Source organism: Streptomyces viridosporus (assembly GCF_002078235.1).
Classification (GTDB): Bacteria; Actinomycetota; Actinomycetes; order Streptomycetales; family Streptomycetaceae; genus Streptomyces; species Streptomyces viridosporus.
This window is the reverse complement of record NZ_MSGP01000218.1, coordinates 54,404-73,055: the sequence shown is the minus strand read 5'-3', so window position 1 is coordinate 73,055 and position 18,652 is coordinate 54,404. Positions and strand designations below refer to the sequence as shown.

At 68.5% G+C, this 18,652-nt stretch carries 10 protein-coding genes; 5 read left to right on the top strand and 5 right to left on the bottom strand.

The window, feature by feature from the left end:
- Window positions 1–189 precede the first annotated feature (189 nt).
- On the top strand, window positions 190–1,581 hold the full coding sequence (locus tag B7L92_RS16140; protein ID WP_081238298.1) for a Mucin-2: 1,392 nt from the start codon (window positions 190–192) through the stop codon (window positions 1,579–1,581).
- Between the two features lie 854 nt (window positions 1,582–2,435).
- On the opposite strand, the gene B7L92_RS16130 is transcribed toward B7L92_RS16140, so the two are convergent.
- Both B7L92_RS16130 and B7L92_RS16125 read right to left on the bottom strand, forming a co-directional pair.
- Window positions 2,436–3,263, bottom strand: coding sequence for an IS5 family transposase (locus B7L92_RS16130; protein WP_081238297.1), 828 nt, complete (start codon window positions 3,261–3,263; stop codon window positions 2,436–2,438).
- 347 nt (window positions 3,264–3,610) lie between these two features.
- Complete coding sequence (locus B7L92_RS16125) at window positions 3,611–7,150, bottom strand: BTAD domain-containing putative transcriptional regulator (RefSeq protein ID WP_255310988.1); 3,540 nt, start codon at window positions 7,148–7,150, stop codon at window positions 3,611–3,613.
- A 1,362-nt stretch (window positions 7,151–8,512) separates the two neighbouring features.
- Here B7L92_RS16125 and B7L92_RS40305 point away from each other — a divergent pair.
- The 3 genes from B7L92_RS40305 to B7L92_RS16115 all read left to right on the top strand — a co-directional run bounded on the left by B7L92_RS40305 (window position 8,513) and on the right by B7L92_RS16115 (window position 11,789).
- Entirely contained in the window at window positions 8,513–8,782 is a 270-nt protein-coding gene (locus tag B7L92_RS40305; protein WP_143626333.1) for a hypothetical protein, read from the top strand.
- Window positions 8,783–9,012: 230 nt separating this feature from the next.
- Window positions 9,013–10,656: a GMC oxidoreductase gene (locus B7L92_RS16120; protein WP_081238296.1), complete on the top strand. Its 1,644-nt coding sequence runs from the start codon at window positions 9,013–9,015 to the stop codon at window positions 10,654–10,656.
- Window positions 10,657–11,042: 386 nt separating this feature from the next.
- Window positions 11,043–11,789 (top strand): helix-turn-helix transcriptional regulator, encoded by a 747-nt coding sequence (locus B7L92_RS16115; protein ID WP_081238295.1) that lies wholly within the window; start codon window positions 11,043–11,045, stop codon window positions 11,787–11,789.
- 288 nt (window positions 11,790–12,077) lie between these two features.
- Here the strand turns inward: B7L92_RS16115 and B7L92_RS16110 are convergent, their stop codons facing one another.
- Entirely contained in the window at window positions 12,078–12,692 is a 615-nt protein-coding gene (locus tag B7L92_RS16110; RefSeq protein WP_159461037.1) for a helix-turn-helix transcriptional regulator, read from the bottom strand.
- A gap of 706 nt (window positions 12,693–13,398) precedes the next feature.
- Here B7L92_RS16110 and B7L92_RS16105 point away from each other — a divergent pair.
- A complete protein-coding gene (locus B7L92_RS16105; RefSeq protein ID WP_107501505.1) occupies window positions 13,399–14,559 on the top strand; it encodes a cytochrome P450 in 1,161 nt (386 codons plus the stop codon).
- Window positions 14,560–14,933: 374 nt separating this feature from the next.
- Here the strand turns inward: B7L92_RS16105 and B7L92_RS16100 are convergent, their stop codons facing one another.
- Window positions 14,934–16,811 (bottom strand): ABC transporter ATP-binding protein, encoded by a 1,878-nt coding sequence (locus B7L92_RS16100; protein WP_081238293.1) that lies wholly within the window; start codon window positions 16,809–16,811, stop codon window positions 14,934–14,936.
- Window positions 16,808–18,544, bottom strand: a complete 1,737-nt coding sequence (locus tag B7L92_RS16095) for an ABC transporter ATP-binding protein (RefSeq protein WP_081238292.1) — start codon at window positions 18,542–18,544, stop codon at window positions 16,808–16,810. The genes B7L92_RS16100 and B7L92_RS16095 overlap by 4 nt, the downstream gene beginning before the upstream one ends.
- Between the last annotated feature and the right edge of the window lie 108 nt (window positions 18,545–18,652).

Sequence of the window (18,652 nt, the reverse complement as noted above, 5' to 3'; positions counted from 1 at the left end):
GAACTCCGGTGGCGGCGGGGCGGGGGAACAGCTGGGCCCTGCTGCTGGGCCTCTGCAGTGGTTCCCACCGGCACGTTGGCTGTCTCCCCGGCTGGATTGCTGGGTGCTGTCCGGTCCGATCATGGCGGCCTGGCGGGCGGGGGACCATGGTCGTGGACCAACCGACGGAGACACAGGGGTAGAGAAATCATGGTCGCGTTCCACGTCTCCGCGCTGGAGGGAGTCGCCCGCAACCCGGCGCTGCCGACACCGTTGCTGCTGCGCTTGCTGGCCTTCGACGGCAGCGGTGACGGCCCGCCCCGTCACGCCCTCCAGCGAGCCGGTCTCCCCGAGCCAGCCGTCGCGATGATCCTGGCTCACCCGAGCCCGGGCGCTCGGATCGACTTCGCGATGAGCACCAGGGCCGAGCCCGCACAGCGGGCCCGACTCGTTGACGACCCTTCCCCCAAGGTGCGGGCCGCTCTCGCGTACGGACCCGAGTGGCGCGACCCGCGTACGACGGTCGCGCCGCTGCCGGACGACGTGTGCGCCCGCCTGCTCGACGACCCCGACCCTTCCGTACGGACGGCCCTGCTGGACTCACCCCACCTCGCGCCGTCGTTCGTGACCTCTTTGGCCACGCACCGCGATCCGGCAGCGCGCCGAAGCGCGACGCGCGCATGGGAGAAGCTGCCGCCGGACAAGCGGTCAGCACTGCTTGCCGACCCCGACCCCACAGTGCGGCGGGCCGCCGCACTGTGGGAGTGCCGACAAGACGCCCGTGTCACCGCCGAACTCCTCCGCGATCCGAAGTCCGCCGCCGAGGCGCTGCGCCGCGGCCTCCTGCACCGCGCCGACGCCGAACGATGCGTCGCCGAGCGGACGCACCTGGCCGCCCTCGCCGAGAACCCGTCGCTGCCCACCGACCTCGTGGAGCAGCTCGCCGTCGACCCCGACGAGGCCGTACGGCTCGCCATCTCCCTCAGGCCCGAACTCGGCGAGACGCGGCGCATGACGATCAACTTCACGGTGGGGGCCTTCGACAGGAGGGACGTGGAGTGGGTACGGGACGGGCTCGCCGACCCCGAGGTACTGCGGCGGGCCGCGACCTCCGCCCACCTGCTGCTCCGGCGCGCCGCCGCCCAGAGCCCTCACCTGCCACCCGACCTCCTGCGCCTGCTCGCGCACACCGAGGACCCCCTGGTGGAGGACCTCTTGAGTGTGCACCATCCCGACACCCCGGAGGAGGTCCTGATGCGTGTGTACGCGAGGCTCGGCGGGACGTTCTCCGCCTGGATGGCGGAGACGCACCCCCGCTTCCCCCGCCAGGGCCTTGCCGCCCGCTACGCGGACCACCCGGACGGGAACTACCGACGGCTGGCCGTCCGGGACCCGGCCGCCACACCCACACTGATCGAACGACTCAGCCACGACCCCGCAGTCCGGACGCGCCAGGCGGCGGCCGGTGACCCGCGCCTCCCGCTCCACCGGCTCCGCGAGACACTTCATATCCCTGAACTGGCCTCCAGCGCGGGTGCCAACCCTGCGCTCCCCAAGAACGAGATGGCTGCCGTCCTGAACCGGGCCGGCGTTCCCGCCTGACCGCCGAGCAGAACCGCTCGGCCCTGCGCCACTCTCCTGACAAGGGCGTGCGCAGTCGATGGACGCGCACTGCGAGCAGGCGGCTGCACCGGGCGCGGCAGGGCCGGCGCTTGAGCCTGATCGCTGTGGTGTGTGAACGCGCAGGTGCTGCGCGTTCGGCCGCGCAATGGTCTGCGCACGGCGTTGACCTGCTGTGGTAGGCCTCAGGGTCGGGTCCTGGTGGTCGTGGTCGGGGGCTGCGCAATGCCTGACCGTAGCCCTGACCATGGCGGCTAGGAGTTCTGGGTGTGCATCCAGTCGACCCGCTGACCATGGTCGGTGTCGGGGATGGGGTGCCAGACGGGTGCGGTGGGGCTGTGCTGGAGCAGGTCGGTCATGGCGGCCGCGAGGACGGGAACCTCGCGCAGGAACGCGGCGAGCTCGTGTCCTCGAGTGGCAGCGCGTAAGGCGTGGATGCGGTGGCTCTGTACCCGAGAGCGGGCTCTGGCTCAACTTCTGTGACGTCAGCGGTCACGCCGGGTCCAGGACGATGTCCTGCCCGGCGCCTCGCAGGTCAGACAGGTGGAGCAGGTTTCTGGAGCAAGCGATCCTCGTCCACACCACACAAGTTGAGCCAGAACCCGTTCTCGTGGACAAAGCTACGCGCTGACTGCCATGGGTGCGATTGGCGCCGCCGTGATCACCAGCCGTACCGCGATCAAGTCCACCGAGGAGACCACCCGGATCTCCCTGCACGCTGCCTACACAGCGCCGCGCATCACGGCGGTAGGGACGTTCTTGGAAGCAGTGGAGAAGGGGCGCCACAATCCAACTAAAAGAGCGTTTTGTCCCTGTGAGGTTGTTTGGTTCGGGGTTCAGGTGTCGCGCCAGTTCGGGGTGCTCTCGCGGGTGAGGCGTCGGCTTATGAGGTCGATCATCGCGACGTGGATTATGGCTTCGGAGCGGTGTGGGTGGGTTTCGTAGTCGCGGGCGAGGCGGCGGTGGTGCATGAGCCAGCCGAAGGTCCGCTCGACCATCCAGCGCCGGGGAATCACCTTGAATCCTCTGACTCCGGGCTCGCGTTGGACGACTTCGACGTCGATGCCGAGACGGGCGCCGTGGTCGATGGCTTTGGTGCGATAGCCGGTGTCGGCCCATGCCTTGGTCACGTGAGGGCTTGTGGCGGCGATCTGGGAGAGCAGGTGGATGCCGCCGGCGTTGTCGGAGACGCTGGCCGCGGTCACCCAGACGGCCAGCAGCAACCCGAGGGCGTCGACACCAAGGTGGCGCTTGCGGCCTGCGATCTTCTTGCCCGCGTCGATCCCCTGGCCGGCCGCGGGGACGTTGGCCGAGGTCTTGATGCTCTGCGCGTCCAGTACGCAGGCGGTCGGCTCGGCGTCCCGGCCCTCGGCCTCGCGCACCAGGCCGTTGAGCCGGTCGAAGACGCCTTCCTTCTGCCATGCGGCGAAGTATCCGTAGACGGTTTCCCAGGGAGCGAAATCGTGCGGCGGGTACCGCCAGGGAATGCCGGTGCGGTCGACGTGGAGGATGGCGTCCATGATGCGGCGCAGGTCGTGCTCGGGCGGGCGGCCGATGTCGAGACCCCTACCCCTGCGTTCGGCCCGCCAGGCGGTGAGCGTGGGTCCGATCAACTCCCAGCGCGCATCGGACAGGTCGCTGGGATACGGGCGGTGTCGCGTCATGTTTCGGTAGTACCGTCAGGAGCGGTACCGCCCCAGGGCGTAAACGGCGGCAACCGGGGGCGCTTTGGGATCAGACAGGAGCGGATGCTGCGAAACGGGCCGAGGCTCCGTCTCTTCAGCCACAGAGCTCCCATGGAGCACGATCACCTCAGCAGCCTCAGCCCCGCCGACCACCCAAAGCACCTCCAAAACAACCTCGCCAGGACAAAACGCTCTTTAAGCAACGCTGAGCTGACCTTCACCAACGCCGGCTGATCCGAGGGCGGTACAGTGCCGCGGCACCCCACGAAAGCCGCGGCACCTTCGTACGGGACCCTGCACCAACGGAGCTTCCCGCCCGAGCCGCTTCACGGACGAGGTGCCCAGCAAGGCCGATCAGGGGTGTCCCACGAGGATGGGGAACCAGTCGGGCCGAGCCAGCCGTCGGCACCCTGGCCCAGCAGTTCGTGGAGTAGCGGGGTCGCGGGCAGCGCCGGATGGAGGTAAACACGCTCACGGCGTTGTCCGACAGCGGCCAGCATCGTCCGGAAGGTGCTCCTCGCCTCCTCGGTCCGCCCGCTGTGCAGCTGCGCCTGGCCCAGCAGACCCAGGTGGAGAGGGTGACGCAGGTATGTCCCGGACCGGCCCAGTTCGGCCAGCGAGGCGTGCATGAGGGCGAGGCCGTCGTCGTGGTCTCCCGTGTGCGCCAGGCTCCACCCCTTGACGACGCCCAGCATCGCCTTCCAGTAGAGCAGTCCGTGTTCGCCCGCGACGCGGACACCCTTGTCGCTCGAGGCGAGCGCGGTGCGGGTGTCACCCTCCCAAGTCGCCACGACCCCGTCCACGTACAGTGCGAAGGAGCGGTCGGACGGCCTGCTCTCGTACTCGGTGATGCTCAGGAGCTCACGTCGGCGTGCACTGGCGGCCTGTCGGTTTCCGAGGAGCCAGTGGGTGAAGGTGTCGTAGGAACGGCAGGAGACGCGCGGGTCGTGCTGGAAGGTACGCGCCAGCGCATGCCCCTCGTCGGCCAGGCGGTCCGCCATACCGACGCCGCGCTCCAGCTCAGCGAGTGCCTGCGGCAGCATTCCGCGCACATGCAGCACGATGCCTTCGCCGTACGCCGCACCGAGCGACGCCACGGGCTGCCGGGTCCGGCGCGAGATGTCCCGTAGCAGGCCGGACAACTGTCGGGAGGCGTCGTAGCGGCCGGTGACCAGGTGCGCCGCGCACAGCGCCCAGAGCACCGACGGGTCCTCGGGGGCCTGAGCGGCCGTGCGCAGGGCGCGACCGCGTGCCAGGGCCGTCTCGGCCTCGCGGTGGCCGTAGCCGCGCGTGATGGCGAGTACCTGGCCGAGCTGGATGTGCAGCTTCTGCTCCAGCCGCACCGTGGCGGGATCGTCCGGTGGCAGGACGTTGATCAGGTGCTGCGCACGGCGCAGCCACATCTCCACCTGCTCGTACGCCATGGACTGATCGGCGTGTTCCGCAGCGAGCAGCAGCCGGGACAACACCTGGGCGGCGGGCAGCGCGCTCTTGGCGTTCCAGCTGTGATGCGCCACCCGCTCGATCTCCTCGTCGCCCGTCTGTCCGGGCCGGCGTGCGCGCAGCGCGTCGGCGATCCTGGCGTGCAGGCGGTGGCGGTCCGCACGGGGCAGTTCGTCGACGAGCGTCTCCCGGACCAGGGCGTGAGCGAAGTGCAGCCGCCCCGGGTCATGCGGGTCCTCCTCGAGCAGACCGGCGCCGAGGGCCGATTCGAGACCGGAGACGACCGGTTCGTCGGGCGTGGCGGTCCGGTGCAGCAGGTCGGTGTCCACCTCGGCGCCGATGATGGCGCACAGCCGGAGCAACCGCAGCACCGGTTCGGGCAGCGCGGTGAGCCGCTGGTGCAGCGCCTCGCGTATGCCGGTGGGGATGTGCGCCAGGAGCGCGTCGGCCGCGTCCGAGCGGCGGAGTCTGCGCGCATCGCCCACGAGGGAGAGCAACTGCATCACGAAGTACGGGTTGCCCGCGCTGCGCCGGTCCAGCACCTCGACGACCTTCGGGTCCACACCAGGCCCCGCATGTGCCTCGACAAGAGCGGCGACGGCGTCCAGGGGGAGCCCGGACAGCCGCAGCGTCTCGGTCCTGGGGCCGCGTAACACGTCGGAGACCATGCGGCGCAGCGTCGCGTCCGACTCGGCCTCAAACTCCCGGGCCGTGAACACGATTCCGAGCGGATGGTCCTGGCACTGGGTGCGCAACAGCCTGAGCAGGTCGAGGGAGGCGGTGTCCGCCCATTGCAGGTCTTCGAGAAGCAGCACGAGCGGCTGCCGCCCGGCGAGGTCGAGCAGCACCTCACAGACTGCGTCCTGGGCGAGGAAGCGGGCCTGGGGCCCGTGGGAGGACAAGCCCGGGCCACCGGTCCGGGTCGCCGACCGTTCGGGCATGAACGGGGCGAGCAGGGCGTCGTATGGCTGCGTCGCCTCGCGGAAGGCCTCCGGCCGGGTGGTGGACAGTCGCCGCAGGACCTGGGTCCACAGCCAGTAGGCGGGGACGCCCTCACCGGGGAAGCAGTGGCTCCAGACGACCTCCGGCCCGGCGTCCTTCTCCTGCGCCGCCATGCTCTCCAGACGTGCGGCGAGTTCGAGCAGCAGGCGAGTCTTTCCGATTCCTGAGGGGCCGAGAACGCCGGCCACATGGCTGTGTCCCACGGCCGCGCCCGCGGCGACGGCCGTCAGACGGTCAAGTTCCCGGCTGCGGCCGGTGAACGGCGAAGGGGTGGTCGTCCAGCCCGGCTCGGCCTCCGGGGACCTGTCGGCTCTTGGAGCGGTTGCCGGCTCGTGCGCCGGCCGGGGTAATGCCCGCCACCGGGCTGTCCCGTCTTGCGCGCCGAAGGCGTCCGCCCGCGCCTCCGGCGGCACATCGGCTCGCGTCTTCGGACGCGCGCCGTTCCCCGTGATTCCGTCGCGGCCGACGGTCGCGACCGAGTCGGCTGTTGCGTGGGCGCCGTCGGTTGTCGACGCCGTGCCGTGTCCGCGAGCCGTATCGACCGTTCCGCCGTCCCTGGATCCGTCCGAGCCGTCCGAGCCTGCGGAGTCCGATGGCGTGCCGTCAGCGGTCTCGTTGATCACGGGCGACACAGGTGATGTGCTGATGGACGCAAGTGGTATGGGAGACAGGTTCTCGGAAAGGGTGCCCGCTCCCGGCTCCTGGCGCAGGATCATGTCTCTGACCTGGCGCAGTTCGGCCGCGGTGTCCACACCGAACTCCTCGACCAGATGGCTGCGCGTCCGCTCGTACACCTCCAGTGCCTCGGCCTGTCGGCCGAGTCGGGACAGTGCTGTCATGAGGTGGCCGACCATTCGCTCTCGTGTGGGATGACGGCGTGCTTCCCCATCCAGATCGGCGGCGACCTCCTCGGCCGCGCCGAGAGCCAGCCGCGCCCCCGCGCAGGACTCCACGGCGGTGAGCCGGATCTGTTCGAGTCGGGCGCACTCGTCGCTGAGCGGCGAATGGCTGTCAAACTCCGCGTACGGAGAGCCGCGCCACAGTCTGAGGGCCTCGGTGAGCCGGGCCTGCGCGGTACGCGGATCGCTCTGCTCCAGCAGCCGCCGTCCGTCGGTGACCAGACGCTCGAAGCGGCAGGCGTCGACGTGCTCGGGATCGAGATCGAGGACGTAACCGGGTGTCCTGTGACGCAGCACCGAGAGGTGGCCCGTTGCCGCCGCCGTGTGCAGGGCCCGGCGCAGATGGGAGACATGGCTCTGAAGGGTGGCGACGGCGTGGCGGGGTGCTTCGTCACCCCACATTTCCTCGACGAGCAGTTCGGTGGGCACCACGCGGCCGAGACGGATGAGCAGCAGGGCGAGCAGCGTCCGTCGGCGCGGTGGGCCGAGCGGGAGGTCGTGCCCGTTGAGTTGCGCCGACATGGGCCCCAGAACGCTCAGGAAGAGCCCGGCCTGGCCAGTGGTTGTGGGTGACCCGTTCGTGGTCGGGGGTACGGACATGACGGTTCCCATCGGTCCTTTCAGGTGGGCCCAGCTCTGCCGCTGGGAGGGGGCGAGCGCTGCCGGGCGGTGATCAGCTTTGGTCGGAGCTGTAGCCAGCGGTCGAGAGCGGTGAGGTGCTTCTTCGTCAGGCTGTATCGCGGGTTGATCCGGCATGGAAGCTCCTGTCACGGGTGACGGCTGTCCATTCGGTCCCGGTCGATGGTCTTACCATCGATTCACGCGGAAGGACGTCCAGTTGCCCGGTCGAAGAGGGGCGGGCCCTCCAGTGCACTTCGCCCCCAGGTCCTTTTCGGCAGGGACCGCCGTTCGTGCCGGACTGCCAAGGCCCTCGGGTGGCTGTTGCGGTGTGTCTCGGGAGGGGAGAGGAGGTCCGACTACGTTGCGTAAGAGCGGGTGCGGCATGGAACTGATCATGATTGCAACGTAATGGTGTTCCCACCGTTCGTAACAGGTGGTCGTTACGCATGTATGGGCGCTAATCAGCCGATATCGCGGCGGGACGTCGGGGACTCTTCGGTCGAGGAGCCGGAGGCACGTCCTTTCGGGCAAGGCGAAAACCGGCGGACGGTTTCCGGCCGATCGGCCGCACGCCGTCCCCTACCGATCGGGCCACGGGGAAAGTGCCTCTCAAGCAGGTGATCCCTCGATTGGCAGGCAGACGGCAGGTGTCGGGCAAGGTTATCGGCGAGGGGCCGTGAAACACCGGCGGGCGACGGCAAGGGGCCGCCAGCGACTCGACCAGGACCCCGCAAGGGCAGTGACGCACGATGTTCTGGCGTCTGGAGACACTGCTGGTCTAGGGCCGATGACGCCCCTGCTGACGGTCTTGACGGCCGCTCACCAGCCTTCGGATCGATCTCGCGCTCACGATTCCGACAGGGAGCCCTTTCTTGCTGAGTCCAGCACTTTCAGTTCCGGTTATGTGCATGACAAGCCGCGATACTGCACTGACCGTCCAGCAGGGAAACCAGAAATTTCTCCGGCAGTTCAACGGTTCGTCCGAGAACATATGCGGCCGCGATTTCCGCGACGTGCTACACACGAGCGTGCAGCAGCCGTTGGTGCATCGATTCCCCGCACTACTGGACGGCAGGCACCAGCAATTCGTCGTGCCTGCCATTGCCATGGGGCCCGGTGAGAAGTCCGCTTTCACCGTCTTTCTCACCGCGGGCGGCGGCACGCGGTGGCCTGCCCGACAGGACCGCGACACCGGTCATGATGCCCATGGCCGGGGACGGCGAGGGGCACGTGTGGTGCCCGAGCGCAAGAAGACCCTCCGCGATGGACGCGCGCATCATCGAGGGCGTCGCCGCCGACTACCTCAGTCGGCAGGGTGTCGAGTGTCATGTGGCCTACCTGCTGCGGAAGCTGCTGTTTCCCGACCGTTCCGTGCCGGTCATCCGCCGGCGCAGGCACCGGGCGGGACGGCTCGAGCGAGTTCGCGCGCCGTGGCGAAGCGCCTCACCAGTGCCTGCCGCGCTCTCCGGGGCACCGGGCGGCCCGTACCGGCCACGTTCCACCGACTGTCGCTTGGCCCGGCACACGTCCTGAGACACCCGTGAGCGCTGCGCGCGCCCGCGAGTAAGCCGTACCTCACGCCCTCTTCCAACACTGGGTGACCGAGCCCCACGGCCCGGCCCCTCGAGGTCAGCGTGCCCGATGCGGATGTCGGCGACTGCCTCCGCACGAACTTCTCACGGTCCCCGGGCCGCGCCGCTCCGGCCGGCTCTCCGATTCGTCTTTCCTTTCCTCCCTTTCAACGCTCAGGAGTACAGCACAGCATGAATGCACATCAGCCTCTGTCGCGCCGCCGCATGCTCGGCCTTGCGGCCTTGGGAGCCGCCGCACTCGCAGGGCAGACCACGATCACCGCGGTCCCCCGGGCGGCCGCTGCCACCGCGACCGGTGTCTCCGACGGCACGTTCGTCCCCGCTGTCGTGGTCGGCACCGGATACGGCGCGGCCGTCTCCGCCCTGCGGCTCGGCGAGGCGGGAATCCCCACCCTGATGCTGGAGATGGGTCAGTTGTGGAGCCAGCCTGGTCCTGACGGCAACATATTCTGCGGAACACTCGCGCCCGACAAGCGTTCCAGCTGGTTCAAGACCCGCACCGAGGCCCCGCTCGGCTCCTTCCTGTGGCTCGACCTCGTCAACCGGGACATCGAGCCCTACGCGGGTGTGCTGGACCGGGTCAACTTCGACCAAATGTCCGTATACGTGGGACGCGGTGTCGGCGGCGGTTCGCTCGTCAACGGCGGCATGGCGGTCACACCCCGGCGCTCGTACTTCGAGGAGGTGCTGCCCCAGGTCGACGCCGACGAGATGTACAGCACGTACTTCCCGCGCGCGAACTCCGGCCTCCGGGTGAAGAACATCGATGAGGCATGGTTCGAGCAGACCGAGTGGTACCAGTACGCGCGTGTCGGGCGCGAGCAGGCCGTGAACGCGGGTCTGAGCACCACCTTCGTGCCTAACGTCTACGACTGGGACTACATGCGCCGTGAGGCGGACGGCTCGGTGCCCAAGTCCGCGCTGGCCGCCGAGGTCATCTACGGCAACAACCACGGCAAGGTCTCACTCGACAAGAGCTACCTGGCGGACGCACTGGGCACCGGCAAGGTCGCCATCGAGACCCTGCACCAGGTCAAGACGATTCGTCAGCGGAGCGATGGCACTTACCTGCTGACCGTCGAGCAGAAGAGCATCCGAGGCGGGCTGATCGCGACCAAGGAGATCTCCTGCCGCCACCTCTTCCTCGGCGCCGGCAGCCTCGGCTCGACCGAACTGCTGCTGCGCGCCCGGGAGACCGGCACGCTCGCGAATCTCAGCTCGGAGATCGGCGGTGGCTGGGGCCCCAACGGCAACATCATGACCGCCCGTGCCAACCACGTGTGGAACCCCACGGGCAGCAACCAGTCGTCGATCCCCGCCCTCGGCATCGACGGCTGGGACAACCCGGACAGCCCCGTCTTCGCCGAGATCGCCCCCATGCCGGCCGGCCTCGAGACCTGGGTCAGCCTCTACCTGGCCATCACCAAGAACCCGGAGCGCGGCACCTTCGTCTACGACGCGGCCAAGGACCGGGCGGACCTGCGCTGGACCCGGGAGCAGAACGCGCCCGCGGTCGCGGCCGCGAAATCGCTGTTCGACCGCATCAACGACGCGAACAGCACCATCTACCGGTACGACCTCTTCGGCCCGCGGATCAAGGCCTTCGCCGACGACTTCTGCTACCACCCGCTCGGCGGCTGCGTCCTCGGCAAGGCCACCGACAACTACGGCCGCGTCACCGGATACAAGAACCTCTACGTGACCGACGGCTCGCTCATCCCCGGCAGCATCGGCGTCAACCCGTTCGTGACCATCACGGCGCTGGCGGAGCGGAACGTCGAGCGCATCATCAAAGAGGACGTCACGGGTTCCTGACAAGCGGCGGGCGAGGCCACTCCGTGCCCCGCCTCCCTCTTAATCCGATTCATCCGACGAACGCCCCGCCATGGTGGGCGGACGAACCAGAACCGAGAAGAAGACATCCCGTGAACTCCGCCCTCAGCGACAATGGCCTGTGGACCCGCAGGCTCCCCCACGCCCCGATGCCCGTGTCCGGCTGGTCCGCCTGCCCCACGCGGGCGGTTCCACCGGCTCCCCCTTCCCCGTCTCCCCATCCACGCCCGGCAGCGTCGACGTGCTACGCGTGCAGCCACGTCACATCGGGGCACGCCGTTGCTGCTGTGCAACGAGTTGCACAGCAGCAACGGCGTCATGGCACTCGAACCCGCGACATCAAGTGATCTCTCAGTTGACTGCACCAGATGATGAGCGCCATCGGGCGGCGCTGTTATGCCTTCGACGGGAGTGGCGATACCGTGATCGATGACTCGTGTGGCACGACAGCGGCCCATGCCCCGTACATCGCGACGAAACAGAGATCGGAGTACGGTGAGATATTCCGGCTGATGTTCGAGCAGTCCGGACTGTGCATGGCGACGCTGGATCGTGCGCTGTGTCTGTGTGAGGCCAACATTGATTTCCTTGCGCAGTTCGACCGGAATCCCCAGGACAGTTACGGTCGTCCGTTCCTGGCGTTGCTGCATCCGACGGTACGGAGATCCATAGGCCGTGATCTGGCCCTGCTCGGCGCCGGTGAGCGTGACCGTGTCGGTGGAAAGATCATCGCGGTCAGACAGGACGGCGCGCTGCTGTTCGGTGAGCTGACCGCCGTCTCGGTGGTCAGGTCGGGCGGTGAAGTCGATGCCATTCTGGTGCTGGTGAGCCAGACTTCCCGGGTCGGCAAGGCACAGGCGATCGTTCAGCGTGGAGTGCTGCTCACCCCGATGGATGCCAGAATTCTGGAGGGCGTCGCCGCCGGGATGTCCACGGGCAAGCTGGCGACCGTTCTGCACATGAGCCGAGGCGGGGTGGAGTACCGGATAACGGCTCTGCTGCGCAGGTTCAAAGCCATTAACCGAACCGAGCTGGCCTCCAAGGCCTACTCCATGGGCGTGTTGAACACGGAGAGCTGGCCACCCACCGTGCAGTCGACGTATGTGCAGACCTGAGGGGTCGGCAGGGACCGGAATCCGCCCGTGACGGTCTTCTGCCGGGCGGTTCCGTCCCTGCGGATCCGGGTCGGCCGGACTGTGCATCCCGGTGTCCGCTCACCGGCCGACGACCGGATTTCCGAGCGGGCAGCGGACCGCGCCGGCGGAGAGCCTCCCGTGCCTTCGATCCTGGACGCGGAGCGTCCGGCTGCCTCCACCGATCAAGGACAGGCGCGACTTCCCGTCACTGCCCCCGGGACCGGAGGCATGCCTCACCAGCGGTGACTCGACCCGACGAACGTCGGATCAACGGCATTTGACGTGCTCTTGCTGGACTCGGGGTGGCCAAGTGCCGCTGCTGAGGATGCCTATCGTGTAGGCGCGGGAGACCAGGGCCGGCCGGTTAGGAACACCCAGCTTTCGGAGCATGGCGCTGATGTGGTACTCGATGCCTTTGCAGCTGAGGTGCAGCTGGCCGGCCAACTGCACGGTGGAGGCACCGGCGGCGACCCTCTCGAGGATCTTGGCCTCCATCTCGCTCAGCAGTGTGGATCGGGCACCGCCCGGCGGGCGTTCGGCGGGCGGAGGGTCGGCCTGGAGCAGCACGAGAAGCGGGCTGTTGGCGCGGGCGTCGGCGCGCATCCTCAGTGCCGTCAGACTGCCACCCACCGCATGGTCCGGGCGCGGGACCTTGACGTACTCGGTGAAGCGGCCGGCACGGCCGAGGCGGAGCTGATCGAAGCTGACCTGTAACTGGGAGCGGCTGTCAGGGTGTACAAGGTCGGCGAACTCAATGTCCCGGACCTCGGAGGTACTGCGGTCGAGCAGGGCGAGCATGGCATCGTTGGCCTGCCGGATGCGGCTGTACGAGTCCAGGGCCGCCATCCCGACTCCGGAACGCTCGAACAGGGAATGGAACATGGCCGCCGACCGGGACGGTGCGCCTTGGTGCGACACAGAGCGATGCATATCAGTGTGGGAGCGTTCCGTCAGACGATCTATTGCATCTTGCATGATGTCCCTCGTCGGAAGGTTTCAGGCGACTGCGCTGGAGGCTTGTCAACGTTGACTGGTGCCGCTCGCCGCTCTTCGGTCTTGTTGGTTGCCACCCTGAATCCGGACGTCGTCGTCGGACCGGGAAATCCTGCGATGCGACGGTCATGAGCAATATGAGCGAACAGCAAGGGCCGAGTGTGGTGTCATGGACCCTATGGCGATCACGCCAGTCCTAACGAAACCCCTGCGGCGTTTCCTGTGCTTTAACACCGTTGAGACGGCATATCTCTGCGCTGGTTAACATTACCTGGTGCCCCGTGCGCGACGTGACAGCCGGAGCGTCAGCGTCGGAGACGCTCATGCCTCGCACCGCATGAATCAGGCCAGAAACAAGATATCCCCCCACACATCCACCCAGTCGCCTCTTGCATTGAAGGCTAGTTGCACATTTATCTATGACGCAACTCGACGTGACTAGTGTCACGAATTCCGTCTCGAGCGGGGCTTCTTCTGCTGCAGCGTGGGCAGCTGCACCGACTCGTCACGCGAGCCGGCTGTCTAGGGATTTCCGGCCGACAACGCCGTGAGACTGTCCGGTGCTACCGGCCTTCACGCGGAGAGGACGCGAGCCATGACCATGGCCGAAGACAACATTCCCTCGATGGCGTCCCTGACCGCGCCACTGCTCGGCATCAACGAGGAACTGCGGGCGATGCAGGCGGAACGGCCGATCTGGAAGGTCCGGACCTACACCGGCGACGAGGCCTGGTTGGTCATGGGAGCTCCGGAGATCAAGCGGCTGCTTGTCGACCGGAGGCTGGGCCGCTCGCATCCCGACCCGAGCAGCGCACCGAAATATGCGCCGAGCCCGGTGTTTGAACAGATCATGACCGAGTTCGAACGCCATGCCGAGCTCCGGGCGCTGCTCACGCCGTACTTCTCGCGCGCTTCCGTGCGGGCGATTCAGCCGAAGGTCGAAGCGACCGTGGCGGAACTGGTCGACAAGATGCTGGCGGGCGAACGCCCGGCGGAACTGCAGAAGGTGCTAGCGCGGCCGTTGGCCATGCGTGTGCTGTGCGAGTTCGTCGGCATCCCCGTGGCTAACCAGAAACTGGTCAGTGACCTTCTGCATCGGATGGCCGGCCTTGGCACGGGCGACGGCGACGCCACCCTCGACACGTATCTGGCCGGGATCGCGGCGCAACGGCGGGTCGAACCGCGCGACGACATGATCTCCGGACTGGTCGCCGCGGGACAGACCGATGAGCGGGTGGCGACGCTGGTCGCGATGCTGCTGTTCGCCGGGGGCGAGAGCGTCGCTACGCACATCGGGTTCGGCGTGGCTCGGCTGGCCACCGATGACGCGCTGCGGGAGGCGTTGCTCCAGGACCCCGCGCTGATCGAGCCGACAGTCGAGGAGATGCTGCGCACCGCGAGTCACGGTGGCGGGGCGCAACCCCATTACGCCAATGCGGACATCGAGATCGCAGGGGTGACCATTCGGGCCGGGGACCTTGTGCTGCCGGACTTCGCGCTGGCCAACTTCGACGCACGGGCCTTCGAGGACCCGGAGGTCGTGGACATCACGCGCAACCCGAACCAGCATCTGGCATTCGCGCACGGAATCTGGCATTGCCTCGGTGCGCCCCTGGCCCGGATGGAGCTGCGGACCGTCTACACGACGCTGTTCGAGCGGGCACCCTCCATCCGGCTCGCGGTGCCGCTCGACGAGCTCAACCGCGAGGCCGACCGCTTGTTCTCGACCATGCCCGAGCTCAAGATCACCTGGTGAGGCCGCTGCGGCGACCCGCCGTCAGGGCGTGGCCGACGGACTGAGCCGTGTCCGGGGCCCGGGACGGAGGCACTGCCCCGGCGCGCGCCCTCGACGGTAATCGCCGGTCAAGCCGTGACGTGTGCAGGGGTCGTCGTTCCCTGCGGTGAGCACGAGCGTGCCTTCCCGTGCGACGTGCCGACGTCGGTCTGCTCGACGACCGGCGTCGGACTGCCGGGAAGGCACGCCTTCGTGTGCCTTCCCGACACACCGCTCTCACAGGCCATGAGCACTGTTCCGCCCCGACCGGACGGAGCTGCCTGCCGTCCGCACGGCCGTTTCCGGCCCTGCGTGACCTCGGGATCACCTGGCGCAACCGCGGCGGTGCTCCCTCGTCAGGGCGTGGTGATGAACTGGGACGTGTACAGATCAGCGTAGGCGCCGTCGACGGCGAGGAGCTCGTCGTGCGTGCCCTGCTCGACGATCCGGCCCCGGTGCATGAGGAGGATCAGGTCCGCGTCGCGGATGGTGGACAGCCGGTGCGCGATCACGAAACTGGTGCGGCCCCGGCGCAGCTCCGCCATGGCCTTCTGCACCAACAGTTCGCTGCGGGTGTCGACCGAACTGGTCGCCTCGTCGAGGATCAGCACGGACGGAGCAGCGAGGAACGCCCGCGCCACCGTGATGAGCTGTTTCTCGCCGGCGCTGATGCCCGCCGCCTCGTCGAGCACCGTGTCGTAGCCGTTCGGCAGCGTCCTCACGAAGTGGTCCACCCGCATCGCCCTGGCCGCGGCCACGATCTCCTCGCGCGTCGCGCCCGGGCGCCCGTACGCGATGTTCTCCGCCACCGTCCCCTCGAACAGCCACGTGTCCTGGAGCACCAGGCCCGTGCGTGAGCGGAGGTCCTCGCGGCTCATCGTCGCGATGTCCACGCCGTCGAGCAGGATCCGCCCGGAGTCGGGCTCGTAGAAGCGCATCAGGAGGTTGCCGAGTGTCGTCTTGCCCGCGCCGGTCGGTCCCACGACCGCGACCGTCGTCCCCGGCGGCACCGACAGGGAGAAGTCCTCGATCAGCGGGCGGTCCGGCCGGTAGCGGAAGCTGACGTCCCGGAACTCCACGTGGCCGGACACGGTGGCGAGCGTGGCCGGGTCGGCCAAGTCGGCCGACTGCTCGTCGGCGTCGAGGAGGGCGAAGACGCGTTCGGCCGAGGCCAGGCCGGACTGGAACTTGCCGACCACCGCTCCGATCTGGCCGGCCTGGTTGCTGAACTGGTTAGTGTACTGCAGGAAGGCCTGCACCTCACCGATGGACAGCGCGCCCGAGGCGACCCGCAACATGCCGATGACGGCCACGGCGACGTAGTTCAGGTTCGACACGAAGCTCAGCGCGGGTTCGACGGTCGCCGCGAAGAACTGCGCGGCCGAGCCCGCCCGGTACGCCTTCTCGTTGTGCCTGTCGAACTCCGCCTCGCTGTGGGCCTGTCGTCCGAACACCCGGACAAGGGTGTGTCCGGTGTACATGTCCTCGACGTGTGCGGCCAGGGCTCCGGTGGCGGCCCATTGCTCGGCGAACCGCGGCCGTGCCCGGGCACTCAGCTTCACCGCGATCACGGCGCACACCGGAAGGCTCAGCAGCAGCAGAGCCGCCAGCAGCGGCGAGATCACGAACATCACGGCGGTGAGGCCGGTCGCGTACAGTACGGCGGTGCCCAGCTGGCTGAACGTCTGCTGGAGCACCTGCTGCAGATTGTCGACGTCGTTGGTGACGCGGCCCAGGAGCTCGCCGCGCGGCTGACCGTCGAAGTAGCCGAGCGGCAGCCGGGCCAGTTTCGCCTCCGCCCGTGTCCGTACGTCCCGGGCGACCGCCTGCACGACGTTCGCCGCGATGCGCTCCTGCATGAAGTTGGCGGCCGACCCGGCCGCGTACAGGGCCAGCACCAGCAACAGGACCGACGCCACCGCCGCGAAGTCGATGCCGTGACCGGGTACGAAGTCGACCGTGTCGTACACGGATGCGAGGGTGCCGTGGCCCTCCGCGCGAAGCCGGGCCAGTGCCTGCTCCTTCGTCAGCCCGGCCGGCAGTGACTCGCCGGCCACGCCGGCGACGATCAGGTTCGTGGCGTGGCCGAGGCGGAGCGGGGCGATGATGTTCACCACGACACCGGCGAGGCTCACCAGGAGGGTGACGACGAGGACCGTCCGGTGCGGGCGCATCAGCCGCGTGATCGCCCGCAGCGTCCCCCTCGGGTCGGCGGCCTGCTGCTTCTCGGTCATGCCGCTTCCTCCGCGTTGTCGAGCTGGGAGCGCACGATCTCCTGGTACGTCCCGTTCTCCGTCAGCAGTTGCTCGTGTGTGCCCCGGCCCACCACGCGGCCGTCCTCCAGCACGAGGATCAGGTCGGCGTTTTGGACGGTGCCCACCCGTTGCGCGACGATCACCACCGTCGCGTCGGCGAGTTCCGGCGCCAGAGCGCTGCGCACCGCCAGGTCCGTCGCGGCGTCCAGGCCGGAGAAGCAGTCGTCGAAGAGGTAGATCCCGGGCCGTCGCAACAGGGTCCGGGCGAGGGCGAGCCGCTGTCGCTGCCCGCCCGAGACGTTCGTGCCGCCCTGGGTGATCTCCGCCTGCAGGCCACCCGGCATCGCCGCCACGAACTCGCGGGCCTGGGTGATCTCGAGGGTGCGCCAGAGATCGGCGTCGGTGGCGTTCTCGTTGCCCCAGCGCAGGTTGGACGCGACTGTTCCGGCGAACAGGTAAGGCTGCTGCGCGACCAGGCCCACCGCGAGACTCCGGGCGTCGTCGTCCAGATCACGCACGTCGACCCCGTCCACGAGTACCGTTCCGGTCGTGGCGTCGAACAGCCGCAGTACCAGGTTCAGCAGGGTGGTCTTGCCGCTCCCGGTGCCGCCGATCACCGCAACGGTCTGGCCGGGCCCGGCGATCAGGTCGATGCCGTGCAGGAACGGCTCCTCCGCGCCGGGGTAACGGAACCCGACGCCGCGCAGTTCCAGGTGTCCCGGCCGCGGCCGGGACACGACCGGTCGGGAGGACGTGGTCGTCTCCGGTGCGGTGTCGAGCACGTCACGGATGCGCCGCGCGGCGGACGCCGCCCTCGGGACCGTGAGCATGACGTACATGGCGATGACCATCGAGGTCAGCACCAGCACGATGTAGCCGAGGAACGCGCTCAGCGCTCCGACCTGGAGAGCGCCCGACGCGATCCGCTTCGCGCCGATCCACGCCACCAGCACGGTGAACCCGTTGCCCAGCAGCCACACCAGCGGGAACATACCGGCCGCGAGCCGGCGCACCCTGCGGGTCAGCAGGAACATCTCGGTGTTCACCGCGCCGAACCGCTCCTGTTCGTGCGCGTCCCGCACGAACGCGCGTACCACGCGCACGCCGGTGATCTGCTCGCGGAACAACCGGCTCATGTGGTCCATGCCGACCTGGACGCGGTCGTACAACCGGCTCATCCGGACCAGGATCACCGCCACCACGACCGTCGTCACCGGAACGAGCACGATCACGACCAGCGCCAGCGGCACGTCCTGGCGCAGCGCGAGCACCACACTCACCACACACATGATCGGCGCGGTGATGATGCTGCTCAGTCCGTCGGCCGTGAGGGTCTGGACCTGCTGCACGTCGTTGAGCGTCCTGGTGGCCAGCGAGGACGTACCGAAGCGGCCCACGTCGTGCGCGGAGAACCGCTGCACGTGGCGGAACATCGCCGACCTCAGGTCGCGGCCGACCGCGGTGGCGGCACGCGCGGCGAAGTACTCGGCTCCGAGCCGCGCGGCGAGTTGGACCACGACGACCAGCAGCATCGCCGCGCCCAGCCAGACGATTCCCCGCAGCGACCCCACCAGCAGCCCCCGGTCGATGACCTGTGCGCTCAGCGTGGGGAGCATGAGGAGCGCGAGCGTCTGCACGACCTGCAGGGCGACGGTCAGCGCGACCCAGGTCCGGTAAGGGAGAAGGCACGTCCTGAGCAGTCGCAAGAGCACGCGGTACTCCGGGAGTCGAGGGCGGTTGACCGCCGGGCGCGTGCGTCCGGCGCGGGCAGCGTCGCCCGGCCCGGATCGGTAATTCCCTAGTGCCCCGAACATTTTTCC